This window comes from Sphaerisporangium sp. NPDC088356, from assembly GCF_040685555.1.
GTDB lineage: Bacteria > Actinomycetota > Actinomycetes > Streptosporangiales > Streptosporangiaceae > Sphaerisporangium.
Genome location: NZ_JBFBIK010000031.1, coordinates 24,850 through 51,809, shown reverse-complemented (window position 1 = coordinate 51,809; position 26,960 = coordinate 24,850). Strand labels below are relative to the sequence as shown.

Here is a 26,960-nt window from a genome sequence, read left to right as displayed (position 1 = left end):
GAGCGCCGGTGAGCGAGAAGCTGATAGAGGTGCAGAGACAGGCCGTGCCCGCGGATACGGTCACCCGCCATGCCCGTGGGGCCGATCGGCCGGCGACGTTCCGGGAGGTGTTCGGGGTCGCCGAATATCGCGCGCTGTTCGGCGCGGCGGTCCTTTCGTGGGTCGGTGACTACTTCGCCAAGGTGGCGGTGACCTTTCTGGTGTTCCGCGACACCGGCTCCGTGCTGCTGTCCGCCATCGGCTTCGCGATCAGCTACCTGCCCTGGGTGGCCGGGGGGCCGGTGCTCGCCGCGCTCGCCGAGCGCTATCCGTACCGGCGGGTCATGATCATCTGTGACGTGGCCAGGATGCTGATACTGGGGACGATGGCCCTTCCCGGCGTGCCGCTTCCGGCCCTGCTCCTGCTGCTGCTCGGAGCCTCGCTTCTCACGCCGCCGTTCCAGGCGGCCCGCTCGGCGATGGTGGCACAACTGCTGACGGGGGACCGGTACGTGGTCGGCCTCTCGTTCCAGAACATGGCGGGTCAGGCCGCGCAGGTGGCCGGGTACGCGGTGGGCGGCGTGGTGACCGCCATCGACGGGCACAGCGCGCTGCTCGTGAACGCCGCGACGTTCGGCGCCTCGACGTTGCTGCTGTGGCGCGGAGTGCGGCCGAGGCCGCTTCCCGTGGCGCAGGTCGACCGGCGGTCGCTGCTCAGGGAGACCGTCGACGGCCTGCGGCTGGTGTTCGGGCACCGGGTGATGAGGCCGACCGCCCTCGTGGTGTTCAGCGTGGTGGCGATCCTGATCGTCCCGGAGGGCCTGGCGGCGGCGTGGGCGCCCGAGTTCGGGGGTGGCCCCGAGGTCACCGGCCTGCTGATGGCGGCACTGCCCATCGGGGCCGTCATCGGGGCGTGCGTGACGAGGGTGACGGGTCCGGAACGGCGCCTGAAACTGCTCAAGCCGCTCCTGGTGGCGGGCCCGCTGATGCTCGTGCCGGTCCTCGCCGTGCCGCCGTTCGGGGTGGTGCTCCTGCTGGTGCTGCTGGCGGCCTGCGCGGTCAACACGGTTCTCGTGCCGTTGAACGGGCTGTTCGTCCAGATGCTTCCGAACGCCTACCGGGCCAGGGCTTTCGGGATCATGCAAGGGGGGATCCAGCTGACGCACGCGGGAGCGGTACTCGCGGCGGGGGCGTTCGCCGAGAGGTTCCCCGTGGCGATCGTGGTCGGAACCTGGGCCTTGTGCGGGCTGCTTCTCATGGCGGTCGCCGTCACCAGGTGGCCGGGGCGCGACGTCATCAGCGAGGAGATCGCCCACGCCGCCGAGCTCAACCGCGTGCCGTCACCGGTCCCGGCGGCGCCGTAGAGGGCGTCAGCTCGATTTGGCAGGGCCCTCGACCGTGAAGTCGTCGAAGGACATCTTGAGGGAGGCTCCGGACTTCTCGGGCACCCGGGCAAGGAAACCGACGTCGCCGTTGGGGAGGCTCGCCGGCCTTCCGGAGTTGTCGACGAACGACTGCACCATCTCGCCGTTCACCCACATCCTGAGCTGCACGCCTTCGGTGGTCCTGGCGCACTCCGCCTGAAGCCGGGCCGGTGCGCCCTTCGTGACGTCGGCCGCCGCCGGCGCGGTGAGGTTGCCGCCCGTGCCCTTCGTGACCCGCCGGATACGTGCCTGGCCGTCCTGGGTGAGCAGGAACTCGTACCGGCTCTGCCTGTACTCCTGGTCGGCCCGGCAGTACAGCCCGTACTCGCCGACGCCCTTGAAGTCCCTCATGGTCGTGGTGACCGTGAGGAGCAGGCGTTCGGGCGTCGTCGGGGTCGGGGTCGCGGAGGGATCCGGGGTGGCCGGCTGCTGGGGGACGAAGGGAATGGGGGCCTTCTCCAGCTTCTCGGCGCCGTCGTCGTTCACGTCCACGCCGTAGAACCCGCCCGGCGCGTATCCGTACATGCCGTACTGCGCGCCGGTGTACTCGCTGCCGCCCCAGCCGGTGCCGCTGTCGTTGAAGTCGTCCCGGTAGAGGGGGCTCAGGTCCGTCGGTGGACCGGACGGCGCGAGCAGTGCGCGCAGGCCCAGCCCGGCCGCGGCGACCAGGACCACCGCCGCCACGCCGACCCCGATGAGCCGCTTTCGGCGAGCCGCCGGATCCGCGGGCCTGCGATAGTGCGCCGGATCCAGCCCGGCGACGGCCGGCACCTGCCCTTGAGGCGCCTGTCCCTGAGGTGCCTGCCCGTGGTGAGTCGGGGCCTGCCCCTGGTAGGTCGGGGCTTGCGCGGGAACGGTCGGGGGCGGGCCGTAGTGGGTGGGCGCCTGTCCCTGGTGGGTGGGAGCCGGGCCGGGAATCGTCGGTGCCTGCCCCTGGAGGGTCGGGGACCGCTGCCAGGCCTGGATCACCGTGTGCTCGGCGCGTTCCGGGGTCGTACGCCCCACCATCTGGTCGAGGATCTGCTGGGCCGTGGGCCTGCGCAGCGGCTCCTTGTCCAGCGTCGCGGCCACCAGTGCCCGGAGCGTGGGCTCCATCCCCTCAAGCGAGGGCTCGGTGTTGAGCACCTGGTAGACGATTGAGGGAAGCGACTCCCCGCCGAACGGAGCCCGCCCGCTGGCCGCGAAGCCCACCAGGCACCCCCAGGAGAACACGTCGCACGCCGGCGAGGCGGGGTCGCCGCGGAGCACCTCGGGCGCCATGTACCGGGGCGTCCCCATGAGCTCTCCGGTGCCGGTGATCCCGCTGAGCGTGTCCAGCGCCCGGGCGATGCCGAAGTCGATGACCCGGGGGCCGACCGGGGAGAGCAGCACGTTGGACGGCTTGAGGTCGCGGTGCACGATGCCCGCGCTGTGGATCGCGGTCAGCGCGGTGGCGACGCCGACGGCCAGCGCGTCCAGGCTGGAGCCTCGCAGTGGCCCCGAGGACTGGATGGCCTCGTGCAGGTTGGGGCCCTCGACGTACTCGGTGACGACGTACAGCTGGTCGCCGTCGAGGTCGGCGTCGAGGACCGCCGCCGTGCAGAAGCGGCGGACCCGGCGGGCGGACTCGGCCTCGCGGCGGAAGCGGACGCGGAACTGCTCGTGCTGGCTGTACTCCGCGTTGATCACCTTGATGGCGACCCGCTGCCCGGTGTGGTCCTGGCCGAGATAGACCGTGCCCATCCCGCCGCGGCCCAGCCGGCCGACTAGCCGGTAGCGGCCGATCTGAGGGGGTTCACTCGGACTTAGGTTGTTCACCACGTCGCCTTACCGCTATGCACCTGTACGCGACCGCCACCCTATCGAGATCGACGCCCGCGGGGCCCGTTACCCGGCCGCAGGCAGAGCCTCCGAAGCCGAAGCCGTCCGCGCCGCGACGAGGACCGGCCGCTCCACGAGCCGCACGGTGGCCCGGCCGCCGGGCGCGAGCCGTACGGCGTCGTGTCCGGGCAGGTCCGCGAGGATCTCGGTCCCGTCGCCGAGGCGCAGGCGCAGCCGTACGGACGCGCCTCGGAACGACGAGGTGACGATCAGCGCCTCCCCGTCCTCCGCGGGGGTGACCAGCACGGTCTCGGGGCGGACGAGCACGTCGACGTCGGTGGAGTCCGGCCGCCGGCCGTGTACGGGCAGGCGCTGCCCGATGACCTCGACCTCCTCGCCGTCGAGCCGGCCGGGCAGGTGGTTCATGGTCCCGACGAACTCGGCCACGAACGGCGTGGCCGGACGGTCGTAGATGTCGGCGGGCGGACCGGACTGCTCCAGCCTTCCCTCCTTGAGCACCGCGACGTGGTCGGCGATCGAGAGGGCCTCCTCCTGGTCGTGGGTCACGAAGATCGTGGTGATGCCCAGCGACAGCTGCAGCCGCCGGATCTCCTCGCGCAGCGAGACCCGGACCTTCGCGTCGAGCGCGGACAGCGGCTCGTCGAGCAGCAGCACGCGCGGTTCCAGCGCCAGCGCGCGGGCCAGTGCCACTCGCTGCTGCTGCCCGCCGGAGAGCTGGTGCGGGTAGCGGTCGCCGTGGGAGGGCAGGCCGACCAGTTCGAGCAGCTCGGCGGCACGGGCGTGCCGCTTGGCCGTGGGCGCCTTGCGCACCCGCAGCCCGAACGCCACGTTGTCGCGGGCGTTCAGGTTGGGGAAGAGGCTGTAGGACTGGAAGACCATCCCGGCGTCGCGGCGGTTGGCCGGGACGCGGGTGATGTCCTCGCCGTCGACCAGCACGGCTCCCGCGTCGGGGGTCTCGAAGCCCGCGACGCAGCGCAGCGCCGTCGTCTTGCCGCAGCCCGACGGGCCCAGCAGGGCGATGAGCTCGCCCGGCTCGACGGTCAGGTCAAGGCCGTCGAGGGCGACGGCGGTGCCGAAGGTACGGCGAAGCCCTCGGAACTCCACCCGAGCCCCGTTCACGAACCACTCCTTTGCCTGGTGCCGGCGGTGGAAAGGACAAGCAGCAACAGCCAGGTGAGCAGCAGGCTGAAGATGGATACGGCGACCGACATGGCGGCGTTCGCACCGGAGATCGTGACGATCCACACGGAGAACGGCTGGAAGCCGAGCAGCCGCGCGACGGTGTACTCCCCGAGCACGAGCGCGAGGGTCAGGAACGACGCGCTCGCGAGGCCCGCCTTCAGGTTGGGCACGACCACCCGGAACATGACGTGCGGCCAGGAGGCCCCGCAGTTCCTGGCGGCCTCCACCAGCGTGCGGACGTCCATCGCGCCGAGCCCGGCGTCCAGCGCCCGGTAGACGAACGGCAGCGCGAGCACGACGTCGGCGATGACCAGGACCACGGGGAACGACGGGTTCTGGATGGCGATGATCGTCTGGTAGAACGGCGTGGTCGCCAGGTAGTCGGGTCCCCAGCGCAGCACCGTGCTGATGCCGGCGACGAACGTGATCGGCGGGACCACCAGCGGCAGGGTGCAGATTACTTCCATCACCGGCCGCAGCCTCGGCGCGCTGAGCCGTACGGCGAGCATCGCCGGGAGCGTGAGGGCCAGCACGACGACGATCGTCGCGACGGCCAGCCCCAGCGAGAGCAGCAGGCTCTGGACGAACCCCTCCGCGGAGAAGATCTCCAGGTAGGCGTCGAGCGTGAAGCCCTCGGTGGGGTCGTTGACGGTGAAGACGAACGACGCCAGCAGCGGCGTCACGAAGTACAACGCGGCCAGCACCAGCACCACGCCGCGCCAGACGCGCACGCGCCGGGGGCGGCCGGTGGGGGCGGCGGGCGCGCCGACATCGGGGAGCACCGTGGGCGTCAGCGCGGCCATCGTGCGCTCCTGTACTCGGGACGGGCGGGCGTCAGCGCAGCCATCGGGCACTCCTGCGCTGGAGGGGCAGGTAGACCGCCATGACCAGGCCGGCCACCACGATCATGTCGAAGCTGAGCGCCAGCGCGACGTTCTCGTGACCGATCAGCACGTTGCCGGTCAGCGCGTCGGCGATCTGGAGGGTGACCAGCGGGACGACCGTGCCCACCATGGCGGCGGCGGTCGCGTACGCCGCGAAGGCGCCGCCGAACAGCAGCACCACCCCGCCGAGCAGGCTGGGCGTGAGCACCGGGATGCCGACGTACCGCCAGAACTGCCAGGCGCTCGCACCGTTGTTCTGGGCCGCCTCGCGCCACTGCGGGCGCAGCCCGTCGAGGGCGGGGACGACGACCAGCACCATCAGCGGCACCGAGAAGTAGAGGTACACCAGGGCGAGGCCCCAGAAGCTGTAGAGGCTCCAGCCGTGGTCGCCGAGGCCGAGACGCGTGGTCAGCACGCCGGAGTTGCCGAGCGTGGCGATCCAGGCGAAGGCCAGCGGGACGCCGCCGAAGTTGGCGAGCACCCCGGAGGCGGTCAGCACGGCCTCGCGCAGCGCGCGGAAGCGCGAGGTGACGACGGCCTGGGCGAGGAAGGTCCCAAGGACGGCCCCCGCCACCGCGACGAGCGCGGACAGCTTCACGCTGCCGAGCAGTGCGGTGAGGTAGGCGCCCTGGAGGGACGCGGTGAGGTTCGCGGTGCTGAGCGAGCCGTCCGAGGTGAACGCCCCGCCGAGCAGCGCGACCGCCGGGATTCCGAAGGCGAGGCCGACGAACAGCAGCAGGGGAAGCGCCGCCGTCCATCCCTTCGAGCGGGTACGGCCCCCGCCTCCCCCGGCAGGTTTCGCCTGCGGGAGGTCGGCGGGAGCCGTCGCGTGTGTTTCAGTCATGTGCGTACAGCTCAGCCGGAGACCGCGGCGCCCCAGCCGGTGGCCAGGACTTCCTTGGCCTTGGTGACCTGGGCGTCGCTGGCGAACTCGGGCGTGCCGTCGACCTTGGGAAGCTTGTCGACCAGGGCCGCGTCGGCCGTGCCGTCGGTCTGCATGGCGGGCAGCAGCACGGCGCGGGCGTACCCCTTCAGGTAGAGGTTCTGGCCCTCGGGGCTGTAGAGGAACTCCTGCCACAGCCGCGCGGCGGCCGGGTGGGGGGCGTCCTTGTTGATCGCCTGGGCGTAGTACTGGGCGTACTTGCCGTCGGTGGGTACCGTGACCTTCCAGTCGACGCCCTTGGCGGCGAACTGCTCGGTGTACCCGGCGTTGAGGTAGTCCCAGTCGATGCTGATCGGCGTCTCGCCGTTCTGCACGGTCGCGGGGGTCGACTCGACCGGGTTGAAGTTGCCGGCGGCCTTGAGCTTCTTGAAGAACTCCAGGCCGGGCTGGATGTCGTCGAAGGAGCCGCCGTTGGCGAGCGAGGCGGCGAACACGCCGGCGAAGGCGGAGCCCGCCTTGGTCGGGTTGCCGTTCAGCGCGACCTTGCCCTTGTACTCGGGCTTCAGCAGGTCGGCGAAGGTCTGCGGGCACGCCTTGATGCGCTTGGCGTCACAGCCGATGGAGACGTAGCCGCCGTAGTCGTTGAACCAGGTGCCGTTCGCGTCCTTCTGGCCCTCGGGGATCTTGTCCCAGGTCTGGACCTTGTACGGGGCGAACAGGCCCTCGGCGGCGCCGCTGAGCGCGAAGGCGGTGCCGAGGTCGAGCACGTCGGGAGCGCGGTCCTGGCCCTTGCGGGTCTTGACGGCGTTGATCTCGTCGGAGCTGGAACCGTCGGGGTTCTCGCTGTTGACCTTGATGCCGTACTTGGTGGTGAACGCCTGGATGATCTCGCCGTAGTTCGCCCAGTCCGGGGGGAGGGCGATGACGTTGAGCTGGCCTTCCTTCTTGGCCGCCTCGACGAGCTTGTCGAGACCGCCGAGGTCGGTGGCGGAGGTCGCGGTCTTCGCGACGCTCCCGCCGCCGGAGGCGCCGGTCTGAGAGCTGGTCGTCGGTGCGGCACCACACGCCGCGCCCAGGGATGTAGCAACGGTAAGCACGGCCGCCAGGCCGACCATACGCGTTCGGGGTGAATGCACGCTTTGCTCCCACTTTCGGAGGTGTGGGAGAAAGATAAGTGAGGTGGGACAACAACTTGCATCTACTTTGCTGCATTCCGGTGTAGTTATGTGAACAAACGGTGACGAACTGGGCCTCGATGGTTCACCAAGATCCTGCCTGCCCGCCCCGCCGGTCCCAGGGCGGTGGTGATTTGCCCTCCGGGCCCTGAGAACATATGTTCGATGTAGCACCGCCCGTCTTCCCCCGGGTGCCGACAAGTTCGAGAGGCCCAGGGAGAAGAAGCGCCTTGAGCAGAATCTATGGGGATCCCATCGAGGTGTGGACCCGCGACGACGAGCCCGCCCGCTTCGTGTGGCGTGACCGGCTCTACGTCGTCCACCGGATCCTCGATCACTGGGTGACCTCCCGCGAGTGGTGGAAGGTCTCCGAGAACGATCCGGGCGAGCGCCGGTTCTGGCGGGTCGAGGCGAGTCCCTCCAAGGAGATCGGTTCCTACGAGCTGCGGTTCGACACCGCGAGCGGCGGCTGGCTGTTGCTCAGGGCGTGGGACTGATGTTCCCTCACCTGCACGTCGCCTCCGCCTATTCGCTGCGGTACGGCTCGGCGTTCCCCCGCGAGCTGGTCCAGCGGGCGGTGGAGCACGAGATGAACATCCTCGCGCTGACCGACCGCGACGGCATGTACGGCGCGGTCAAGCACGTCCAGGCGTGCGCCGACGCCGGCGTCAGGCCCGTCGTCGGCGTCGACTTCGCGCTCGGGAGCCCCGGCGGTGGCCGGGGAAAGGCCCAGGGGAAGGACGATGGCGAGGTCCGCGTCACCGTGCTGGCGCGGAGCGGCGGGTGGGCGCACCTGTGCAGGCTCACCACCGCCGCCCACTACGCGGGGGAGCGTGGCGAGCCCCGGGTGACCCGTGACCTGGTCGCCTCGCACGCGAGCGAGCTGCTGGTCATGCTGGGCCCGAGGTCCGACGTCGGCCGGGCGCTGGCCGCGCGCCGTGACGAGCACGCCCGCGCGCTGCTCCTCGCGTGGCGGGCCGCGGTTCCCGGCGTGGTGGTCGAGGTCGTCGACCAGTACGGCTACCGCGAGGCGAACGCCGCCCTGCGCATGCTCGCGCTCGCGGAGTCGGTGGGGGTGCCCGCCGTGCTGACCAACGCCGTGCGCCACCTCGACCCGGGGGACTACCGGGTCGGCAACGTGCTCGACGCCGCGCGCAAGCTCGTACCCCTCCACCCGAGACACCTGGAGCACTCGGCCTCGCACGCCTACCTCAAGAGCGGCAAGGAGATGTGGCAGGTGGCCACGCGGATCTGCGAGGGCGACCGTGATCGCGCCCGCGGGCTGCTCGCCCGTACGAGGGAGGTCGCGGAGCGATGCGTGCTCGAACCCCTGGAGGTCCTGGCGCTGCGCGGCGGGCAGGAGCGGCTCCACCTGCCGGAGGTCGGCAGGGACCCGGTCCCGCTGCTGCGTCACCTGTGTGAGGACGGGCTGGTGGACCGCGGGCTGGAACGGTCCAGCGACGCGCGGGAGCGCCTTGCGTCCGAGCTGCACATCATCGAGCGGAAGCAGCTATCCGGATATTTCATAGTCGTGTCTGGCATCACGGACATGATCCGCGAGATGGGCGTCCGCTGCGCGATCAGGGGATCGGGGGCGGGCAGCCTGGTCAACTACCTCATCCGCATCGGCGAGGTGAACCCGCTCGACCACGGCCTCCTGATGGAGCGCTTCCTGTCCGAAGGCCGCAAGGGGCTGCCCGACATCGACGTGGACGTGGAGTCGGCGCGGCGGCTCGACTGCTACCGGGCGATCCTCGAACGGTACGGCGAGAGCCGGGTGGCCTGCGTTTCCATGATGGAGACCTACCGTGCGCGCAGCGCCATCCGCGACGTCGGCGCGGCCATGGGCCTGCCGCCGCACGAGACCGACGTCATCGCCAAGGCGTTCCCGCACATCAGGGCCAGGCAGATACGCTCCGCCCTCTCCGACCTGCCCGAGCTGCGCGACAGCGGCCTCAACGACCGGGCGCTTTCGACCATGTTCCGGCTCGCGGAGAAGCTCGACGGGCTGCCCAGGCACATCGCCCTGCACCCGTGCGGCGTGCTCGTCGGCAACTCCGGGCTGCGCGACCGCACCCCCGTCGAGCGCAGCCTGCTGGAGTTCCCGATGAGCCAGTTCGACAAGGAGGACGTCGAGGAGGCCGGGCTGCTCAAGCTCGACGTGCTCGGCGTGCGGATGCAGTCGGCGATGGCGTACGCGCTCAGCGAGATCAAGCGGGTGGACGGCCAGGACATCGACCTCGACAGGGGCGTCCCGCAGGACGACCGGGCGACCTACGACATGATCTGCACCGGCCGCACGCTCGGCTGCTTCCAGATCGAGTCGCCCGGCCAGCGCGAGCTGGTGGCCAAGCTGGAGCCCCGCACGATGCACGACCTGATCGTGGACATCTCGCTGTTCCGGCCGGGCCCGGTCAACTCCGACATGGTCACCCCGTACCTGGAGGCCAGGCACGGCTGGCGCCAGCCGTACTATCCCCACCCGAAGCTCAGGGTGTCGCTGCTGGAGACCCATGGCGTCGTCGTCTTCCACGAGCAGGTCCTGAGGATCGTCGACATCATGACCGGCTGCGGCCTGTCGGAGGCCGAGAGGATCCGCCGCGACCTCGGCACCCCCGAGGGCCGTGACCGGGTCCTGGCGTGGTGGGAGGGCGAGGTGCTCCCCGAGTTCGACAGGGGGACGACCGACCGGGCGTGGAAGGTGCTCGACGCGTTCGGCTCGTTCGGGTTCTGCAAGGCGCACGCGGCGGCGTTCGCGCTGCCCACCTACCAGTCGTCCTGGCTGAAACGGCACCACGCGGCCGCGTTCTTCGCCGGAGTGCTCACGCACGAGCCCGGCATGTACCCCAACCGGGTCATCCTCGACGAGGCCCGCCAGTGCGGGGTGGAGGTCCTGCCGCTGGACGTCAACCACTCCGGCAGGACCTGGCTCGTCGAACGGCGTCAGAACCCGGAAGCCGGCACAGAGCCCCGTGAGCCGCTGGACGAGGAGCCGGTCGGGCCGCTGGGCCTCCTGGAACCGGTGAACGTCCCTGGGGGCCTCCCGCCCCGGCGGATCGGGGAGGGGTACGGCCTGCGGGTGCCGTTCTCGTCGGTCAAGGGGATCAGCGAGGCCGAGGTCGAACGCATGGTCGCGGGCCGGCCGTACACCTCGCTGGCCGACTTCTGGGAGCGCGCCCGCCCGTCCAGGCCGGTCGCCGAGCGCATCGTGCAGGTCGGCGGCGTCGACGCGCTGTACGGGCTGCACCCCGGCGGCCCGCGCTGGCGTCCGGGAGAGCTGACCAGGCGCGACCTGCTCGCCCAGGTCGGCGCCCTCGACCGGGCGTCCTCCACCGGCGTGACGGCGGGGAAGGGGAAGAGGACCGCCACCACCTGCATCGCCCCGAAGGAGCGGGAGAAGAGGGCTCCGGCCGTGCAGCTCCCGATGGGGTTCACCGAGCGCATCGAGCCCGGCGAGCTCCCGGAGATGACCGAGGCGGAAGCCGTGCAGGCCGAGCTGGAGATCCTCGGCATGGACGTCAGCCGCCACGTGATCGGCTTCCACGAGGAGCTGCTCGACGCGATCGGCGTCGTCAGGTCCAGCGAGCTGCTCAGGATGCGCAACGGCGCCGAGATCCTCGTCGCCGGGGTGAAGGTCGCCACGCAGACCCCGGCGGTGCGCTCGGGGCAGCGGGTCGTCTTCACCACGCTGGACGACTCGACCGGCCCGATCGACCTGACCTTCTTCGAGTCGGTGCAGGGGCACTGCGCCGCCACGATCTTCGGGTCGTGGCTGATGGTCGCCAAGGGGGTCGTACGGCGGGTCGGCGCGCGGGCGGTGTCCCTGCGCGCCCTGGACTGCTGGAACCTCGTCGACGTGGACGAGGCCTGGCGCACCGGAGGCATGGACGAGGTGTGGGCCATGCTGGGCGTCGTCCGCGAGGAGACGGGGAGCGTCGGCGGGCGTCCCATCGAGTACGGCAACGGGTACCGGCTCTCCCCCTACGCCGACAACGGCGCCCCTCCCGGCCTGCGAATCCCGCCGCGCAAGCTCTGGCACGCCAGCCCGGGCAGCTCGGGCCCGATGGCGTTCACCCCTCGCAGGGACACGATGGACCTCACCCCCACGCAGGAGGCCACCCCATCAAGGGAGGCCAAAGAGGTCAGTCTCCGGTGGGATACGTGTGCCGGGGAAGCGACCGCAGCGCGGGCAGCAGCTTCAGGCGGGGCGCGATCCCCGAAGGGCGGGCGCTCATCCTCGCCTCGGTGACCTCCCTGACGGTCACCGCGCACAGCAGGGCGGCGAGCACCGCGACCACCAGCTCGGACGGGCCGAGCCCGGTCAGGTCCCTGCCCTGCGGCGAGTGCGTGACCGGCAGCCGTATCAGGATGAGGAACACCATGGCCAGCCAGCACGCCCACCACGCGGCGACCAGCGCGAGCCAGGCCCGGCGGCGGCCCTCGCGCAGGCCCGCGTCCTCACGGAGGGCGTGGACGAGCAGCGCCGGCGCCGCGAGGTTGAGCACGGGCACGAACCACGCGATGGCGATCATGCGCGGGGTCGCCCCCGCCTGGCGGAGCCACGCGAAGTACGAGAAGCCGGCGGCGACCGTCGTGGAGACGACCAGGAGTATGAGCACGGCGAACCACGTCACCGCGCCGACCACGGCCTCGGCGCCCGGCGCGTGGGGGTTGCTTCCCAGCACCGCCACCTGGTGCGCGAGCAGCTTGCCCCGCGCCTCCTCGAAGACGACCAGGCAGGTGAGGGTGGCGATCTGGGCGGCGAGCGCCAGGTAGACGCCGATCGCCGACCTGCCCACTGCGGATCGGGAATAGCGCATGTTTGTCTCCCCCCGGCATGCGCTGATAGGTCGGGTTTCGTCTGGGACGTAGCGCGACGCCTGCCTCAGTCCTATCCAGGAGACCTCTCCGCTAATCGGCGAGGCGAGGGAGAAGATCCTGTATATACACGAGATGATCTGAGGTTTATCCGCGCCCGGGGAGCGCGCGTGAAAGCTTGGTCGACGCATGTCCATAGCATCCGTTCGCCCCTACGGCGCGAGGCTCGCGGCGGCGGCTCAGCGCACGACGCCGGACTCCCAGGCCCACGCCGCGATCTCGACGCGGTTGCGGGCGCCGAGCTTCGCCTGGATGCTGCCGAGGTGCGTCTTCACCGTGGAGAGGGAGACGAACAGCTGGCCGCCGACCTCCTGGTTGGTACGGCCCCGCGCGACCAGGCGCACGACGTCCAGCTCGCGCTCGGTCAGCGCCTCCCTCGGAGCCCGCGCCGGGACGGCCACGGGCCTCGCGAGGTGCGCGAGCAACCGCACGGTGACCGACGGCGAGACCAGCGCGTCACCGTTGGCGGCGGCGCGGACCGCCTCGATCAGCAGCGTCGGCCCGCTGTCCTTGAGCAGGAACCCGCAGGCGCCCGCCCGCAGCGCGCCGTACACGTACTCGTCGAGGTCGAAGGTCGTGACGATCACCACGCGCATGGGGTCGGGCACGCCGGGGCCGGCCAGGATCCTGGTGACCTCCAGGCCGTCGAGCCGGGGCATCCGGATGTCCAGCAGGCAGACGTCGGGCCGCAGGCGGCGGGCCTGCTCGACCGCCGCGGCCCCGTCGGCGACGGCCGCGACCACTTCGATGTCCGGCTGGGCGTCGAGGATCATCTTGAATCCGGTTCGCACGAGCTCCTGGTCGTCCGCGACGAGTACCCTCACCCGCCCGATTCTGCCAGCAAGCGGGCGGGCCGCCGCCCGGTTCGTCCAGTGCGGGCGGGGCTCCGGCCGCGGAACTCGGCCCCCTGCGGTCGTCCTCCTCGGCATCCCGAGTGGGTCGGCCAGGGGTGGATCGAGCGGGGCGTCGGGTGCCTGTGCACCGAGCACGCCGCATGACCCCTTGTCGCCGCCACGCCTGAACGCTGGTTGCCTCGAGCGGGCGACCGGCTACGAGGGCCACTTCTTTTCCCAGCCCAGGGGCTATGCCGGGGACGCCGGCAGGAGCAGGTCGCACAGGGCCTCGGTGACGGGCATGCCGGTGATCTCCTCGATCAGCAGGAAGCCGCCTCCGGGGTTGACCTCCAGGAACACGTACCGGCCCTCGGGGGTCAGGGTCAGGTCGATCGTCCCGAAGGACAGGCCGAGGGCGTGCATGAGGTTCTGGCAGCGCAGCCGCACGTCGTCGGGCAGGGCGTGCGGGCGCAGCCGCCGTACGCTCTTCGGCGAGTGGATCTCGGCGGCGAACACCCGGGAGCCGGTGACGATCACCCGCAAGGCGAGCCTGCGCAGCACCTGCGCCTGCGCGACCAGAGGGAACGGCCCGGTGCCCTTCGGGTCGGTCAGCATCGGCACCTCCTCCTGCGGGTTCCGCTCGGTGATGGCCCACGGGCGGTTGAGCACCCGGGTGACGATCTGCCCCTGGTGGGCGAGGTAGAAGTCCAGCAGCTCGTCGTGGTCGGTGCTGATCAGCGTGGAGGGCAGCTCGAAGCCCAGCCGGCCCGCGGCGGAGAGCTGGTAGAGCTTGCGCTGGGCGCGCTGGATCACCGCACGCGACGCCGGCACGGCGAGGCAGTCGAGCGTGTCCCATACGTCGGAGGCGAGCCCGTTCTGCTGCACGGGGCCGTCGCCGGCCGGATCGCCCAGCGGCGGCCCCGGGCGCCGGAACCACACCGAGGTGAGCCGGTCGAGGTCGACGCGCCGCTCGTCGGTGAGGAGCGTCCGGCGGGCCGACCCGGAGGGGTCCAGGGCGACGGAGATCCGGGCGACGCCGGGGAACCATCCGGGGTCGAGGACGAGCGTGTCGGCTCCTCGCCCCGCCAGAGCGCGGGCGACGTGCCGCGCCTGGGTGTCGCCATCCTCGGTGAGGATGAGCACCGTGCTGCTCATTGATGCTTTCTCCACTCGTGCGTGGGCACGGCCGGCCCCCCTCGCCCGCCGCCGCGGCGTCACCGATCCCCTGGACGTTCCACGATGACGTGGATCACTTGATCGCAGCTTGTCGGCGGATCCACGGACTTGTGGATGGCTTGGAAAGCAATTCTCCATAAAACCAGTAGGAATAGTTGTAAAGGCGAGGGTGAGCGTTTACCTTGGAAGAGTGGACCGCGCCGCCTTTCTGACTTCCCGTCGACACGTCGATCTGTGCAGGGTCACCGGGGCTCTCTGTCGTGCCGAGACGCCCATCGGCCGATCGACCACGACAGGAGAAGACAGTGCAGGAGCTGTGGTACCATCGCCGCCCCGGACCCACCGCCACCGGGATCGCCGCTGATCTCGGCTGGCTCGACGACGAGTTCAGCCCCGAAGGCATCGCCGTACGCCCCCTCGCCTCGGCGGGGCATCGCCACGAGCGCGCGCTCAGGACTCTGTTCCACGACGACGGCAACGTACGGGCGCTGTGGGCGCGATCGCGCGGTGCCACGACCCGCCTCATCGGCCTGACCTGGGCCGAGGAACGCCAGGCCATCCTCACGCGGCCGTACGTGACCATCCGCGGTCCGGAGGACCTGCGGGGACGGCGCCTCGGCCTGCCTCTGCGCAAGGGCGCTCCCGTGGACGTCCGCCGCGCGACGGCCCTCCGGGGCTTCCAGGGCGCCCTATGGGCGGGAGGGCTCACGCTCAACGACGCCCACCTGATCGACGTCCCGGCCAGGTCCGTCCCCGGCCGGCGGATCTCCGGGCCCGCCGTGCTCGGCACCTCGCAGCGGGCCTTCACCCCTGTCGGGCTTCCCAGGCCCGACACTTGGCAGTGGGAGCCGGAACTCGAAGCGCTCGCCGGGGGCGACATCGACGCCGTGTACGTCAAGGGCGCGGCGGCCGTGGAGGCCGCCGGGCGATACGGCCTGCACGTCGCGATCGACCTCGACGGCCACCCGGACCAGCGGGTGAGGATCAACGACGGCACGGTCAGGCCGATCACCGCCGACCAGCTGCTGCTGGACGTCCGCCCGGACCTCGTCGCGCGGTTCCTGCGGGTGCTGCTGGACGCCGCCGAATGGGCGTCCGCCTATCCTGACCAGGCCCCGACGCTCTCCGGGGACGCTCAGCCGCCGGGGGCGTACCGCCTGCCCGACCTGACGATCGACCTGTCCGCCGAGCGGCTCGCCCTCCTCGCCGAGCAGGAGCGCTTCCTGTGGACCCACGGCTTCCTGGAGTCCGCCGTGGACGTGGCCTCCTGGGCCGACCACACCCCGCTCGCGAGCGCCCACGCCCGCCGGCGCGCGTACCAGGAGCAGACCGTATGAAGGCGCCGGCGGACGTACCAGGAACTGACCGTGTGAATGCTGTGGGGGTCACAAGCGGGATACGGCGAAGAGCGGGGCGCGCTCGCGAGGATGGCCGCCGTATCCGGATGCATCGGAGGTGGAGGGCGTTAAGGGGTTGGCAGCCCTCCCCTCCGGTGTCCATCCTGGGACGAGACTTGGGAGTTCACCTGTGACCATTCGAATAGGCGTGCACAACGGCAATCCGTCCTTGTTCTTCCTCTCGCGCCTCGATCACGTCCTCGACACCTTCGAAGAGCCGCTGGAGCTGTACTTCTACGACGACGGCACGCGGACCGGCGAGCTGCTGGCCGAGGGCGCGATCGACTTCGGCGGCACCGGATCGACCCCACCCCTGACCGCCCAGGCCGCCGGGCTCCCCATCGTCTACGCGGCGGCCTCCGCCCCCCGCCCCGGCCACGGAGCACTCCTGATCGCCGCGCCCGGCCCGGAGAACGCGGCGCATCGGTCAAGCCCCATCCGCTCGGTCGCCGATCTCGCGGGCAGGCCCGTCGCCTTCGGTGCCGGCTCCTGGCAGACCCACTTCCTGGCCAAGCTCCTCGCCGAGGCCGGCCTTTCGTACCAGGACATCGAGCCCCGCGCGGTCGGGCGTGAGGCCGTACGGTGGCTGCGCACGGGCGAGATCGCCGCATGGGTGGCCCAGGGGGCCGACCTGGTGAAGGCGGAGACGTCCGGGAAGACCGTGACCCTCGCGGACACGGCGGGGGTGATCTCGAACCGGTCGGTGTTCTTCACCCGGCGCGACTTCGCCGAGACCCGCCCGGACGCGGTCGCCACCCTGGTCAGGGCGCTCCAGCAGGCCGACGACTGGGTGTGGGCCAATCCGAGGGAGGCGGCCCACCTCATGGTGGAGGCGGTCGGCGGCTCGGTGGACGCCTGGGAGATCGGCCTCGCCCGCCTGCCCTGGCGGCTGGAGCCCGCAGGAGCGGAGTTCCTCGCCGAGCAGCAGGAGGCCGCCGACATCCTGTACGCGGCCAACTTCCTCCGCCGCCCGATCGACGTCTCCGATACGACCGCCCCCGACCTGGAAGCCGTGGTCTCCACCGCTCTGACAACGCCGGAGTCGCGGAGGAAGGAACCCGCCAGGCCCGAGCCCCCTCAGGATCGGAGCCGCCAGGCCCCACCTCAGCAAGGCGGCGGTCTGACAGCCCGTGTCCTCCGACACCTGTGGCCCCTCCCCAGCGGTTATGGAGGGACTGGGCCGGGTGGGTCAGAGGCCGGGGAACATGTAGTCGGTCTTGATGCGGCCGTCCTTGTCGAGGACGAGGATGTCCAGGCCGCCGCCTGCGACCTCACCGCCGCCGACGGGCACCATCTCCCAGGTGAGCTTGACGATGTCGTGCAGGCGGACGGCGCTGTCCTTGCCCGGCCGGAAGGTGAACTCCCCGGGGGCGACGAACTCCTCGTGACTGCGGGTCACCCGGACCTCGAACGCGTCGTACCCATGAGTTTCAAGGGTGGTGGCGTCGAAGCCCAGCTCGGCGGCGAGGTCCCGCATCTCCTTCGGCGGATGGAGTATGTGGGCGCCGTCCTGCGCCCACAGCTCCTCGATGGCCTTGCGGCGCAGGTCCGCGTCCGGCTCGTTCCAGAGCGCGACGTAGCGTCCGGCCAGGTCCTGTGCGTGAAGGTCCGAAGGAAGAGAAGGCCGTGGAACCGGCCCCTTCCGTCCCGATGGGGATCAACGCCCCCACAGGCAAAACCGTTTTGATTGAAACAAGACAGTGGTCGCCTAATAGCGTCTTTAAGCTAGCAGACCTCGACGGTGCTTGTCGGCGGATTAATTTTCCTGACCATGCCGGTATCCTTATAATGACAAGCACGCGACTAAGTGAAGGCGTCAGGAGAGCCAACGCGGACGGATACACGTCAGATGGACATCCGGTCGAAGTAATCACGTGGCGAGACTAACGCGATAACGACATTCTGGTGCGCGCTCTGCTTAGAGTCGCCAGATAAGCGACAGGCAAGCGAGGAACAGTGCCAGAAATGGAAGACTGCTACATGACCGTTAAGGAAGTCGCGCTCTTCTTGAACGAGTCTGAACAATGGTGCCGCCGTGAAGGGCGGGAGCACGGAATTCCGTGGGTGAAGCACGGCGTCAAGCTCAAGGTGCTTCGGTCAAAGCTAGAGGAATGGGCAGAATCTAGGCCCGTTGGACAGCCCTAGCACCGCTACGCTTAGCTCTGCCTTCCGTCGTCCTGCTGACACAGCGATTGAAGGCAGAAGGCCCCTGGTTCGCCGGGGGCCTTCACTGTGTCGGCGGCTCGGGCCTGTCGTCCTTCGGCACGACGATCGAACCCTTACCGGCCTTGGTGATGATCCAGCCCTCTGCCCTCAGGGCTTCGATCGCCTTCCTGATGGTGCCGCGCGCCACGTCGAACTCTTCCCGTAGCGCGACTTCTGAGATCAGCCGGTCCTCAGGCTTGTCGTGCTCACCAGCGATGATCCGCTGACGGATCACGTCGGCTATCTGCTCCCACTTGTAGAGGGCAGGGTCCCAGTCCTCTTCGGTCCACACACGCACATGCACGACCCTAGGTAGGAGTGCCAAGTCGCTCCTACCACTGGATATCTAGAGACCTCCATGGACAGCAGTGGACATGTTTACTTAGTCTGGCCCCGTCAGCAGGGCACGACGGAAGGCAGGGCATGGAGCGATCGGAGTTCATCAACGCCAAGACAGTCGAGGAGCAGGCGAAGGCTCTCGGGGACGTGGCGGCACAACTTCGGGCAAGAGGGTTCACCACGAGGCTTGTGAACCACTACCACCTGTCCATGCGGGGTGGTCGGCACACCTACATCAACCGTGGCAGGCCAGAACTGGACGTGTACGCCGGACGCCATCATGTCGGCACCGTCGAAGTGGATCAGCCGCGCTCACGGACGCAACCCCCCGCCAGCCCGCAGGGGGTTCATCGGCTCACGGTCTCGGAGGTCGGTAGCCCTCTCGCGGTTGCCGACGTGCTTCTCTCCTTGCTTGAGGAGATGAGCAGGTGACTGAGTGGCGGAAGGCTTCGGGGAGCTACAGCACGGACCAATGTGTCGAGGTCGCCGTCACCATCGACGGCGTGAAAGTGAGGGACTCTAAGCACGGCGACGCATCGCCCGTTCTCTTCTTCACCTACTCCGAGTGGGTCATGTTCCTGCGGGGGGCGAAGACCGGAGAGTTCGACCTGGAGCCGTCGTACGAGCTGAACCCCGCTGAGACGTGGATCTCCCCGCAGACGTAGGGCTCTAAGAAGTCCTACGAGAAGCCCCTGGGTTCTTGGAGTGCTCGGGGGCTTCTTCATGCCCTGATCTGGGGTTATGTCGTTTGAGTGGCGAATAGCCCGGTTTTCCGTAGAATGGTCCCGCGTGTGATTCGGTCCCCGCCATGGTGGGGACGACTGCCGACGTGGATAGTGCGGGGAGATTTTTATGCGCTCCACTAAGCAGAGATACGCCGAGAAGACGGGGCGACAACCTAGGTCGCTCATGGGCTTCAGACCCCCCGAATTTATTTGAATTCGATTAGGGAAAGGGGCGGGGATGTCCTCGAAATCTCTGAACCCGGGTAAGGCGTAGCGCACCATGGGGGCTGCGATCGCAGACGCGGTCAGCAGCCCTGGAAGGTTGATTCTTCCAGTGGTCGCAGTCATAGCGACGACGTTCCTAGGTGTCCTTCTAGTCATACTGGTGGGCAACGCCCAGCGCGTGGCAAAGATCACTTGGAAGAACCGATTTGTTGGTGAGCTAGCACTGACCTACCGCACAGACGACAGTGCGGAAGAATCGGATGACGAGCCAGGCGGGGAAGTGGACAAGCCTCCTGAGCTTCCCGCGTGGCGACGCTGGTTACGCAAGCAGAGGAAGCGTGAGTGATCCGCTTCCTTGAGTGGTGGATGGACGTGGCCCCTCCCGATCCGGGGAGGGGCCTTTCCTGTGCCCACGTACGTGACGGATGAACTTCTTTCTTCTTTCCTGCGGGGGCATGTGCGGTCGCCGACCGATCGTGGCCGGCGGCTTCTCTATTTGGTGGCGTCCTCATGGTCGTCATCCTTGTCCTTCGACTCGGCCACGAACGCCTTCAAGGCGTCGGTCACCTTCTCCACCAGGTTGAGTACGTCAGTGCGCCGGTCCTGCTTCAGCCAGGGCCAGGAGAGCCAAACAGGGAAGCTCAGGAGGATGATCACGAGCAAGGGAACGATGAGCAGGGCGACGATGACGGCGCGCTGCCAGCGGGGGGACTGCGGGAGGAACATCGGCCACGAATCCTGACTTGAGGTCGAAGGGGGATACGTGGACAAGTATGTACTTCGTCCGTGATTGCGCTGTCACGGAACGTCAAAGATCACTGATAGCTTCGCCCACGACACCGGCAACAAGAAACTGCCAGAAATGACACCGCAAGATCAAGGCCATCTGAATTCAGTCCACTATTCGAGCCGAACCGCGCAAGGCAGGGAAAGACCCTTTGTCCAGGTCAGGGGGAAGTTAGATTTACGTGCAGCAGACGCTGGGGTTCAGGAAACCGGAGCCGATGCGGCAGGAAAAAGCCCCCCGGCGCGTGGCCGGGGAGCACTCTCCAGAGGCCGCTAGGCAGCGGCCTCCATCTCAAGGATGGCGTCCCAGTCGATCTCGCTGGGAGTGACGAGCGGAACGAACTTCATCCCGTGGGCGCCCAGAACGATTGTCACCGGAGCGACCCCGCCGCTCGCCGGGGGGAGGTCGAACAGGGTCTCGCTCACGATCTCCACAGGCTTCTCAGCCTTGATCTCCGGGGCCTGGAAGACAGCCGGAGGCACTTCCTTGACCTCAGGCGTAGAGGCCTCCAGAAGCGCCCTCACACTGCTTCTCCTCACCTGATGTGTCCGTGTTCCTTCACACCTTGCGAGAAGGGCCCGCTGACCGACAATTCCCCAAAAGGAATACCGACCGACCTTCCATGCGGCCGGGGCGTCCGTGGTCGACGTAGTGGGCGCGGAACCGGACCGTCCCTTCGGTGTGGAAGGGGCTGCCCCCGGTGCCCCCGGCCCAGGCGCGAACCGACGTGCTGATGCCCGGCCAGGTGATGCTCCCTGATTGCCCGGAAAGAGCGGGGAGTTCCCTTGGCCGGGCCGCGGGAGGAGGTAGGGAATTCCTTACTGGCAGGGCCGCCGGAGGGAGGTCACGCGTAGAGGAACCAGAAGCCGTACGGCCACGTGCTGGACCCGTTGCTGACGAAGGTGCAGGTGTACGAGGTCCACAAACCGTTCTGGACGCCGTAGCTGCCGTATCGGTAGCAGTCGGATGAGTCGTAGTAGACGTTCCGGAGGGTGGCGGCCTGCGCCGGCATCGCCCCAAGGGAGACCGCCAGACCACTGGCGAGGGCGACCGTGAGGAGCAGATTTCTTACCTTGTGCATGAATTCTCCTGCTGGGTGACAGAAGTACATATCCGGAAGCGCTCCGGAGGCAGCACAGGAAGCGTCGCATCGCCGGTCGCCCAGAGACAGGCCACGCCTACCGGCCCCCGACTCCGGCGGATCTGACCTGGAGCGGCCCCGAAGACAGGCGCCGCAGGCCTGAAACGTTCAGCGCCATCTAGGAATTGGCCCCGGCTGGCCCGGCTGGAGCCCAGCGGCGCACCTGGAGCCGATGGACCGGTGCGCGGGCCTGGCGGGGCCTGATCACACGCAACGCCCACCGCCTGTTCCCACGCCTCACCGGATTCGCGCCGCCGCTCAGACGGGCATGAAGCCGTATCCTGCCGCGACCTCGGCCTGAGCCTTGTCGCGGGACGCGAAACCGTAACTGTCGCCGTCAGCCAGCTCCGGAACCACCAAAGACGCGATGGACACATGCCAGGCGTCCATGGCTCGCAGCCCGTGCCGGCGGACGATGTGAAGCGCCCGTGCCTCCACCTGCTCCTGTGGGGCGGTGAGCAGAGTGATGAGCCCGCCTTCCGGGTTGGTGTGGCTGTCCCAGGCGCGCAGGAGTTCCTGAAGATCTCCGCTGTGCCCGCGTGCGGCCCGTACGAGGGCGCCACTCACCTCGATGTCGGTCCACGATCCCGTGACCATAAGAACATCCGGATCTTCGAGCAGAGATCGCGCCTCAGCGTGGTAGGGCTCGTCGGCAAGGTAGGCGCGGGCCAGTACCGACGAGTCCGCGTAGACGATCATGAGCGGTCACGATCATCGGCGATGATCTCGTCGAGTTGGGGGCCCCAGCCTGTCGTGAGCCGGACGATCCGCTCCATGTCCACGGGATGGTGCGGGGCAGATGCGGTGGTCCCGTCGCCGGGGTCGCGCGGAGCTCGCTGAGCGAGCACTCCGAGTGCCGCGGCTCGGGACTTCAGCCGGTCCTGAGGCGAATCCGGATCCATCGTCGCGGCGACTGCGAGGATGTCGTTGGCGATCGCGTTGATGGAGCGGTGTTCCCGCCGCGCGCGTTCGCGCAAGCGTGCGTGGAGCTCGTCGTCGACCCTCAACAGGAGCTGCTTCATAGGCGCATGATATCACTTCTGAAAGTGATATCATTTCTCGTCGGCGGCGATCATAGATCGGTGGCCTGAACGCCGGTCAGCCGAGTACCAGGTCGCGGATCGAGCGCAGGGTGGGCTCGTCGCGGGGGCCCATGACGAGGAGGTTGGTGACCGGGCTGTCGCGCCACAGCTGGAGGCGTTCGCGGATGCGGCCGATCGGGCCGACCAGGGAGATGCCGTCGGCCAGCTCGTCCGGGATCGCCTCGAAGGCCTCGTCCCTGCGTCCCGCGAGGTACAGCTCCTGGATCTTCTGGGCCGCGTCGGCGAAGCCCATGCGGCCGACGATGTCGGCGTGGAAGTTGCGGCTCTTGGCGCCCATGCCCCCGATGTAGAGCGTGAGCATCATCTTGACGCCGTTCAGGGCGGCCTGGACGTCGCCGGTGATCATCACCAGCACCATCGCCGCGATGTCGAAGCCGGGCCTGGCGCCCGCCAGGGATTCGCCGTACATGCTCTCGATCTTCTCGGGGAAGACGAACAGCGGCAGCCAGCCGTCGGTGATCTCGGCGGCCAGCGCGACGTTCTTGGGCCCCTCCGCGCCGAGGTAGATCGGGATCTCCGGCCGCAGCGGGTGGGTGATCAGCTTGAGCGGCTTGCCCAGCTCGGCTCCGCCGGGGTACGGCAGCGGGTAGTGCGGACCGTCGCTGGTAACCGGTTCTTCCCTGCGCCACACCTTGCGCATGATGTCGACGTACTCGCGGGTGCGGGCGAGCGGCCGGGGGAACGGCCGGCCGTACCAGCCCTCCACGACCTGGGGACCGGATGCGCCGATACCGAGCAGCAACCGGCCTCCGGTGAGGTGGTCGAGCGTCATGGCGGTCATCGCGGTGGTGACCGGCGCGCGCGCCGAGATCTGCGCGACGCTGGTGCCCAGCTTGATCCTGCTGGTCCGGGCGCCGTACCAGGCCAGAGGGGTGAAGGCGTCCGACCCGTACGCCTCGGCCGTCCACACCGAGTCGTAGCCGAGCCGCTCGGCCGTCTGGACCACCTCGGTGGCGTCGTCGGCGTTCCGCTGCCAGTAGCCGACGTTCAGTCCGAGCTTCAGGTCACCGCTCATGTCCAGACCTCCGGGGGAGTACGGTCCACCGCCCGCATTAGAACACGTTCTATCTGTGCGGGTCGAGGGTCAGAAGAGCTCGGGGTAGGCGTGGGCGAGGTGGGCGGTCACGGCCTCGACGGCCGCCGCCGCGTCGCCCGAGGTGATCGCGGCGTGGATCCGGCGGTGGTCCCCCTGTAACGCGCCGGTGTCGCCGAGGCCCTCGACGGCCTCGATGGCGTACCGGCGCATCGCGCCGCGCAGGGCGCGCATCACGGCCGCGACGAGCCTGTTGCCGGAGGCCTCGGCGATGGCCACGTGGAAGGCGATGTCGTGCTCCACGAACTCCTCGGCGGTCGCCGCCGCCTCCATCGCCCGTATCGCCTCCGCCATCGCGTCGGGTTCGGCCGCCACCGCGGGCGAGGCCGCGGCGTGTTCGGCGGACCAGCGTTCGATCATCAGGCGGGTGTCGATGACCTCGCGCAGCGACAGGCTGGACAGGCCGAGGCTGAGGCGGAGCAGGTCGGTGAGCGCGCTGTCGGGGCGGGAGGTCAGGATCGCCCCCGCGTCGGGCCCCCGGCCGGCCTGCGACGACACCACGCCCAGCGTTTCGAGCACGCGAAGTGCCTCGCGCACCGAGGCCCGGCTGACCTGGAGCTGTTCGGCGAGCTGCCGCTCGCCGGGGAGGCGGTCTCCCACCCTGAGCCCGTCCTCGGCGATCCGCCGCTCGACCTGGAGGAGCACCTCCTCGAACGCGCGTGTCCGCCGCGCCCTGCCCGCCACGTGACCCTCCTTCTGCCCTGGAGTATGGTCTGACCATACTCGGCTTCACCACTCCACTCCGGCCGGAGTGACGCAAGGAAGGGGTCCGATGCGGGTAGCCCTGTTCGTCACGTGTGTCAACGACACACTCTTCCCGGGCACGGGGAAGGCGGTCGTGACGCTGCTGCGCCGCCTCGGTTGCGAGGTGGAGTTCCCCACGGCCCAGACCTGCTGTGGTCAGATGCACGTCAACACCGGATACCGCGACGAGGGCGTACGGCTGGCGCGGCACTTCCTGGACGTCTTCCGCGGCTACGACGCCGTGGTCGCCCCGTCGGGTTCGTGCGCCGCGATGGTCCGCGAGCAGTACCCGAAGCTGGCGGCGGGCATGGGCGCGACACGGGCGGGGGCGTTCGCGGGGGCGCACGGCGGGCACTCCCCGTTCGCGGAGGAGGTGGCCGAGGTCGCCCCGAAGGTGTACGACCTGTCGGAGTTCCTGGTGGACGTGCTCGGCGTCACCGACGTAGGCGCATATTTCCCACACCGGGTGACATATCACCCGACATGCCACTCGCTGCGCGGGCTGCGCGTGGGGGACAAGCCGACCCGGCTGCTCCAGAGCGTGCGAGGGCTGGAGCTCACGCCCCTTCCCGGCGCGGAGGAGTGCTGCGGCTTCGGCGGCACCTTCGCGGTGAAGAACGCGGCCGTTTCGGCAGCCATGTGTGCCGACAAGGTAGGAAATATCATCTCTACGGGCGCCGAAGTGCTCTGTGCCGCCGACAACTCCTGCCTGATGCACATCGGCGGCACGCTCAGCCGCATGCGCGCCGGCGTGCGGGTCATGCACCTGGCCGAGATCCTGGCCACCACGGAGTCGGACCAGTGACCCGCGAAGGAGAGGCCCCCGGCACCTTCCTCGGCATGCCCGCCTTCCCGGAGAACGCCGAGGAGGCACTCCAGGACTCCCAGCTCAGGTACAACCTCCGCAAGGCGACGCACACGATCCGCGCCAAGCGGGCGTCCGTGGTGGAGGAGCTGCCCGACTGGGACGAGCTGCGCGCGGCGGGCAAGGCGATCAAGGACGAGACGCTGCGCAACCTCGACCGCTACCTACTCCAGGTGGAGGAGGCGGTCACCGGGGCGGGCGGCCACGTCCACTGGGCGTCGGACGCCGCCGAGGCCAACGAGATCGTGACCGGCCTGGTCAGGGCCACTGGCCAGACCGAGGTGGTCAAGGTCAAGTCGATGGCCACCCAGGAGATCGGCCTCAACGAGGCGCTGTCCGAAGCCGGGATCACCGCCTACGAGACCGACCTCGCCGAGCTGATCGTGCAACTCGGCGACGACTGGCCATCCCACATCCTGGTGCCGGCCATCCACCGGAACCGCTCGGAGATCCGGGAAATCTTCCTTGAGCACATGGCCGAATGGGGCCGCCCCGCTCCCGAGAGCCTGAGCGACGACCCGAGGGCGCTCGCCGAGGCCGCGCGCCTGCACCTGCGCGAGCGGTTCCTCTCCACCAAGGTCGGCATCTCCGGCGCCAACTTCGTGGTCGCCGAGACCGGCACCCTCGTGGTGCTGGAGTCCGAGGGCAACGGCCGCATGTGCCTCACGCTGCCGGAGACGCTGATCAGCGTGGTGGGCATCGAGAAGGTCCTGCCGACCTGGCGCGACCTGGAGGTGTTCCTGCAGTTGCTGCCGAGGAGCTCCACCGGCGAGCGGATGAACCCCTACACCTCCATGTGGACGGGCGCCACCGAGGGCCAGGAGTTCCACCTGGTGCTCCTCGACAACGGCCGCACCAAGGTGCTGGCCGACGAGATCGGGCGCCAGGCGCTGCGCTGCATCCGCTGTTCGGCCTGCCTCAACGTCTGCCCCGTCTACGAGCGCGTCGGCGGCCACGCGTACGGCTCGGTCTATCCCGGGCCGATCGGGGCCATCCTCACCCCGCAACTTCGCGGGATGGCCTCCGAGCTCGACGCCTCGCTGCCGTACGCCTCCAGCCTGTGCGGCGCGTGCTACGACGTGTGCCCGGTCGCGATCGACATCCCGGAGGTGCTCGTGCACCTGCGCGCCAGGTCGCCGCACGGCCCGGCCGAGCGGCTCGGGCTGAAGGCCGCCGGATGGGTGCTCGACACGCCGGTACGGCTGGAGCGCGCCCAGCGCCTGGCGAGCCGGTTCAGAAAGCTCGTGCCGAAGAGGCATCTGCCGGGTCCCGGCGCGGCGTGGACGGACACCAGGGACGTCCCGCAGGTGCCTGAGGAGTCGTTCCGCGACTGGTGGGACCGCACAGAGGGAGGGCACCGATGAGCCGTCCGTCCCGTCCGTCCGGGAACCACGCCGAGGGAGGGCACCGATGAGCCGTCCGTCCGAGACGCGGAGCTCCCGCGACCGGATCCTCTCCCGGATCCGCGCGGCCGTCGCGGGCGCGCCCGAGGTGGAGATCCCCCGCGGGTACCGGACGCGCCACGTGTCCGGGCCCCCAGAGCTGATCACCGAGCTGTTCGCCGAGCGGGTCCGTGACTACCGGGCGATCGTGCACGTCGTACCGGAGCGCGAGGTCGCCGCCACCGTCGCCCTGGCGCTGTCCGCCCGGGGAGCGCGGCGGGTGGTCGTACCCGACGGGCTGCCGGAAGAGTGGCTGGCCGCCGCGCCCGGCCTGGAGCGGCTCCTGGACGATCCGCCGCTCGGTGCCGCCCGTCTGGAAACGGCGGACGGCGTGGTCACCGGTTGTGCGGTCGGGATCGCCGAGACCGGCACGATCGTGCTCGACGCCGGCCCCGGCCAGGGCCGCAGGGCCCTGACCCTCGTGCCGGACTACCACCTGTGCGTGGTGCGGGCCGGGCAGGTGGTGAGCGGCGTGCCGGAGGCGGTCGCCCGCCTCGACCCGGTACGGCCCCTGACGTGGATCAGCGGGCCCTCGGCGACCAGCGACATCGAGCTGAACCGCGTCGAGGGCGTGCACGGCCCCCGCACGCTGGAAGTGATCATCGCCGAGATCCTCCCGTAGTCCGCGAGGCGACACCCCCGGCATGGCCCGTACGGCC

Annotated in this window: 29 protein-coding genes; 13 read left to right on the top strand and 16 right to left on the bottom strand. The window is 69.5% G+C overall.

What is annotated here, in order from left to right; genetic code table 11:
- The first annotated feature begins 8 nt into the window (after positions 1 to 8).
- Positions 9 to 1,343: an MFS transporter gene (locus AB0O34_RS14575; RefSeq protein WP_363915837.1), complete on the top strand. Its 1,335-nt coding sequence runs from the start codon at positions 9 to 11 to the stop codon at positions 1,341 to 1,343.
- Positions 1,344 to 1,349: 6 nt separating this feature from the next.
- On the opposite strand, the gene AB0O34_RS14570 is transcribed toward AB0O34_RS14575, so the two are convergent.
- From AB0O34_RS14570 to AB0O34_RS14550, 5 genes are all read right to left on the bottom strand, one after another.
- Positions 1,350 to 3,200 (bottom strand): protein kinase, encoded by a 1,851-nt coding sequence (locus AB0O34_RS14570; protein WP_363915836.1) that lies wholly within the window; start codon positions 3,198 to 3,200, stop codon positions 1,350 to 1,352.
- Between the two features lie 69 nt (positions 3,201 to 3,269).
- Complete coding sequence (locus AB0O34_RS14565) at positions 3,270 to 4,343, bottom strand: ABC transporter ATP-binding protein (RefSeq protein ID WP_363915835.1); 1,074 nt, start codon at positions 4,341 to 4,343, stop codon at positions 3,270 to 3,272.
- A complete protein-coding gene (locus AB0O34_RS14560; protein ID WP_363915834.1) occupies positions 4,340 to 5,209 on the bottom strand; it encodes an ABC transporter permease subunit in 870 nt (289 codons plus the stop codon). The genes AB0O34_RS14565 and AB0O34_RS14560 overlap by 4 nt, the downstream gene beginning before the upstream one ends.
- A gap of 31 nt (positions 5,210 to 5,240) precedes the next feature.
- Positions 5,241 to 6,134: an ABC transporter permease gene (locus AB0O34_RS14555; protein WP_363915833.1), complete on the bottom strand. Its 894-nt coding sequence runs from the start codon at positions 6,132 to 6,134 to the stop codon at positions 5,241 to 5,243.
- 11 nt (positions 6,135 to 6,145) lie between these two features.
- Positions 6,146 to 7,309: an extracellular solute-binding protein gene (locus AB0O34_RS14550; protein WP_363915832.1), complete on the bottom strand. Its 1,164-nt coding sequence runs from the start codon at positions 7,307 to 7,309 to the stop codon at positions 6,146 to 6,148.
- 269 nt (positions 7,310 to 7,578) lie between these two features.
- On the opposite strand from AB0O34_RS14550, the gene AB0O34_RS14545 reads away from it, so the two are divergent.
- Together AB0O34_RS14545 and dnaE are read left to right on the top strand one after the other, a co-directional pair.
- Positions 7,579 to 7,845, top strand: coding sequence for a DUF6504 family protein (locus tag AB0O34_RS14545; protein ID WP_363915831.1), 267 nt, complete (start codon positions 7,579 to 7,581; stop codon positions 7,843 to 7,845).
- Entirely contained in the window at positions 7,845 to 11,597 is a 3,753-nt protein-coding gene (gene dnaE, locus AB0O34_RS14540; protein ID WP_363915830.1) for a DNA polymerase III subunit alpha, read from the top strand. Before AB0O34_RS14545 ends, dnaE begins: the two co-directional genes overlap by 1 nt.
- Here dnaE and AB0O34_RS14535 read toward each other — a convergent pair.
- The 3 genes from AB0O34_RS14535 to AB0O34_RS14525 form a co-directional block, all read right to left on the bottom strand.
- Positions 11,491 to 12,168 carry a hypothetical protein gene (locus tag AB0O34_RS14535; RefSeq protein WP_363915829.1) on the bottom strand — a complete coding sequence of 226 codons (678 nt, stop codon included), beginning with the start codon at positions 12,166 to 12,168 and terminating at the stop codon, positions 11,491 to 11,493. The two genes, dnaE and AB0O34_RS14535, sit on opposite strands and share 107 nt — an antisense overlap.
- A gap of 237 nt (positions 12,169 to 12,405) precedes the next feature.
- On the bottom strand, positions 12,406 to 13,050 hold the full coding sequence (locus AB0O34_RS14530; protein WP_363915828.1) for a response regulator transcription factor: 645 nt from the start codon (positions 13,048 to 13,050) through the stop codon (positions 12,406 to 12,408).
- Between the two features lie 258 nt (positions 13,051 to 13,308).
- Positions 13,309 to 14,214 (bottom strand): MvdC/MvdD family ATP grasp protein, encoded by a 906-nt coding sequence (locus AB0O34_RS14525; protein ID WP_363915827.1) that lies wholly within the window; start codon positions 14,212 to 14,214, stop codon positions 13,309 to 13,311.
- A 190-nt stretch (positions 14,215 to 14,404) separates the two neighbouring features.
- Here AB0O34_RS14525 and AB0O34_RS14520 point away from each other — a divergent pair, with 190 nt between their 5' ends.
- From AB0O34_RS14520 to AB0O34_RS14505, 4 genes are all read left to right on the top strand, one after another.
- Entirely contained in the window at positions 14,405 to 14,599 is a 195-nt protein-coding gene (locus AB0O34_RS14520; RefSeq protein WP_363915826.1) for a putative leader peptide, read from the top strand.
- Entirely contained in the window at positions 14,541 to 15,572 is a 1,032-nt protein-coding gene (locus tag AB0O34_RS14515; protein ID WP_363915825.1) for an ABC transporter substrate-binding protein, read from the top strand. Before AB0O34_RS14520 ends, AB0O34_RS14515 begins: the two co-directional genes overlap by 59 nt.
- 190 nt (positions 15,573 to 15,762) lie before the next feature.
- Complete coding sequence (locus AB0O34_RS14510; protein WP_363915824.1) at positions 15,763 to 17,319, top strand: ABC transporter substrate-binding protein; 1,557 nt, start codon at positions 15,763 to 15,765, stop codon at positions 17,317 to 17,319.
- Between the two features lie 278 nt (positions 17,320 to 17,597).
- On the top strand, positions 17,598 to 17,777 hold the full coding sequence (locus tag AB0O34_RS14505; protein ID WP_363915823.1) for a helix-turn-helix domain-containing protein: 180 nt from the start codon (positions 17,598 to 17,600) through the stop codon (positions 17,775 to 17,777).
- A gap of 82 nt (positions 17,778 to 17,859) precedes the next feature.
- Here the strand turns inward: AB0O34_RS14505 and AB0O34_RS14500 are convergent, their stop codons facing one another.
- Positions 17,860 to 18,129 carry a winged helix-turn-helix domain-containing protein gene (locus AB0O34_RS14500; protein WP_363915822.1) on the bottom strand — a complete coding sequence of 90 codons (270 nt, stop codon included), beginning with the start codon at positions 18,127 to 18,129 and terminating at the stop codon, positions 17,860 to 17,862.
- Between the two features lie 131 nt (positions 18,130 to 18,260).
- Between AB0O34_RS14500 and AB0O34_RS14495 the strand changes: the two genes are divergently transcribed.
- The 3 genes from AB0O34_RS14495 (at position 18,261) to AB0O34_RS14485 (ending at position 19,472) form a co-directional block, all read left to right on the top strand.
- Positions 18,261 to 18,608: a hypothetical protein gene (locus tag AB0O34_RS14495; RefSeq protein WP_363915821.1), complete on the top strand. Its 348-nt coding sequence runs from the start codon at positions 18,261 to 18,263 to the stop codon at positions 18,606 to 18,608.
- Entirely contained in the window at positions 18,605 to 18,841 is a 237-nt protein-coding gene (locus AB0O34_RS14490) for a DUF397 domain-containing protein (protein ID WP_363915820.1), read from the top strand. Before AB0O34_RS14495 ends, AB0O34_RS14490 begins: the two co-directional genes overlap by 4 nt.
- A gap of 340 nt (positions 18,842 to 19,181) precedes the next feature.
- Positions 19,182 to 19,472 (top strand): hypothetical protein, encoded by a 291-nt coding sequence (locus AB0O34_RS14485; RefSeq protein WP_363915819.1) that lies wholly within the window; start codon positions 19,182 to 19,184, stop codon positions 19,470 to 19,472.
- 146 nt (positions 19,473 to 19,618) lie between these two features.
- On the opposite strand, the gene AB0O34_RS14480 is transcribed toward AB0O34_RS14485, so the two are convergent.
- The 7 genes from AB0O34_RS14480 to AB0O34_RS14450 all read right to left on the bottom strand — a co-directional run bounded on the left by AB0O34_RS14480 (position 19,619) and on the right by AB0O34_RS14450 (position 23,934).
- The gene (locus AB0O34_RS14480) at positions 19,619 to 19,852 is read right to left on the bottom strand and encodes a hypothetical protein (RefSeq protein ID WP_363915818.1); all 234 of its coding nucleotides are present in this window, start codon (positions 19,850 to 19,852) and stop codon (positions 19,619 to 19,621) included.
- Between the two features lie 333 nt (positions 19,853 to 20,185).
- Positions 20,186 to 20,437 (bottom strand): hypothetical protein, encoded by a 252-nt coding sequence (locus AB0O34_RS14475; protein WP_363915817.1) that lies wholly within the window; start codon positions 20,435 to 20,437, stop codon positions 20,186 to 20,188.
- Between the two features lie 320 nt (positions 20,438 to 20,757).
- Positions 20,758 to 20,994 carry a hypothetical protein gene (locus AB0O34_RS14470; RefSeq protein WP_363915816.1) on the bottom strand — a complete coding sequence of 79 codons (237 nt, stop codon included), beginning with the start codon at positions 20,992 to 20,994 and terminating at the stop codon, positions 20,758 to 20,760.
- Between the two features lie 318 nt (positions 20,995 to 21,312).
- Positions 21,313 to 21,753, bottom strand: a complete 441-nt coding sequence (locus AB0O34_RS14465; RefSeq protein ID WP_363915815.1) for a type II toxin-antitoxin system VapC family toxin — start codon at positions 21,751 to 21,753, stop codon at positions 21,313 to 21,315.
- Positions 21,750 to 22,061 (bottom strand): hypothetical protein, encoded by a 312-nt coding sequence (locus tag AB0O34_RS14460; RefSeq protein WP_363915814.1) that lies wholly within the window; start codon positions 22,059 to 22,061, stop codon positions 21,750 to 21,752. Before AB0O34_RS14460 ends, AB0O34_RS14465 begins: the two co-directional genes overlap by 4 nt.
- Positions 22,062 to 22,152: 91 nt before the next feature.
- Positions 22,153 to 23,172 carry an LLM class F420-dependent oxidoreductase gene (locus AB0O34_RS14455; RefSeq protein WP_363915813.1) on the bottom strand — a complete coding sequence of 340 codons (1,020 nt, stop codon included), beginning with the start codon at positions 23,170 to 23,172 and terminating at the stop codon, positions 22,153 to 22,155.
- A 69-nt stretch (positions 23,173 to 23,241) separates the two neighbouring features.
- Positions 23,242 to 23,934 (bottom strand): FCD domain-containing protein, encoded by a 693-nt coding sequence (locus AB0O34_RS14450; protein WP_363915812.1) that lies wholly within the window; start codon positions 23,932 to 23,934, stop codon positions 23,242 to 23,244.
- 88 nt (positions 23,935 to 24,022) lie between these two features.
- Here AB0O34_RS14450 and AB0O34_RS14445 point away from each other — a divergent pair, with 88 nt between their 5' ends.
- The 3 genes from AB0O34_RS14445 to AB0O34_RS14435 are packed head-to-tail and all read left to right on the top strand — an operon-like array spanning position 24,023 to position 26,923.
- Positions 24,023 to 24,799: a (Fe-S)-binding protein gene (locus AB0O34_RS14445; RefSeq protein WP_363915811.1), complete on the top strand. Its 777-nt coding sequence runs from the start codon at positions 24,023 to 24,025 to the stop codon at positions 24,797 to 24,799.
- 35 nt (positions 24,800 to 24,834) lie between these two features.
- Complete coding sequence (locus tag AB0O34_RS14440) at positions 24,835 to 26,223, top strand: lactate utilization protein B (RefSeq protein ID WP_363915852.1); 1,389 nt, start codon at positions 24,835 to 24,837, stop codon at positions 26,221 to 26,223.
- 46 nt (positions 26,224 to 26,269) lie between these two features.
- Positions 26,270 to 26,923: an LUD domain-containing protein gene (locus AB0O34_RS14435; protein WP_363915810.1), complete on the top strand. Its 654-nt coding sequence runs from the start codon at positions 26,270 to 26,272 to the stop codon at positions 26,921 to 26,923.
- Positions 26,924 to 26,960: the final 37 nt, after the last annotated feature.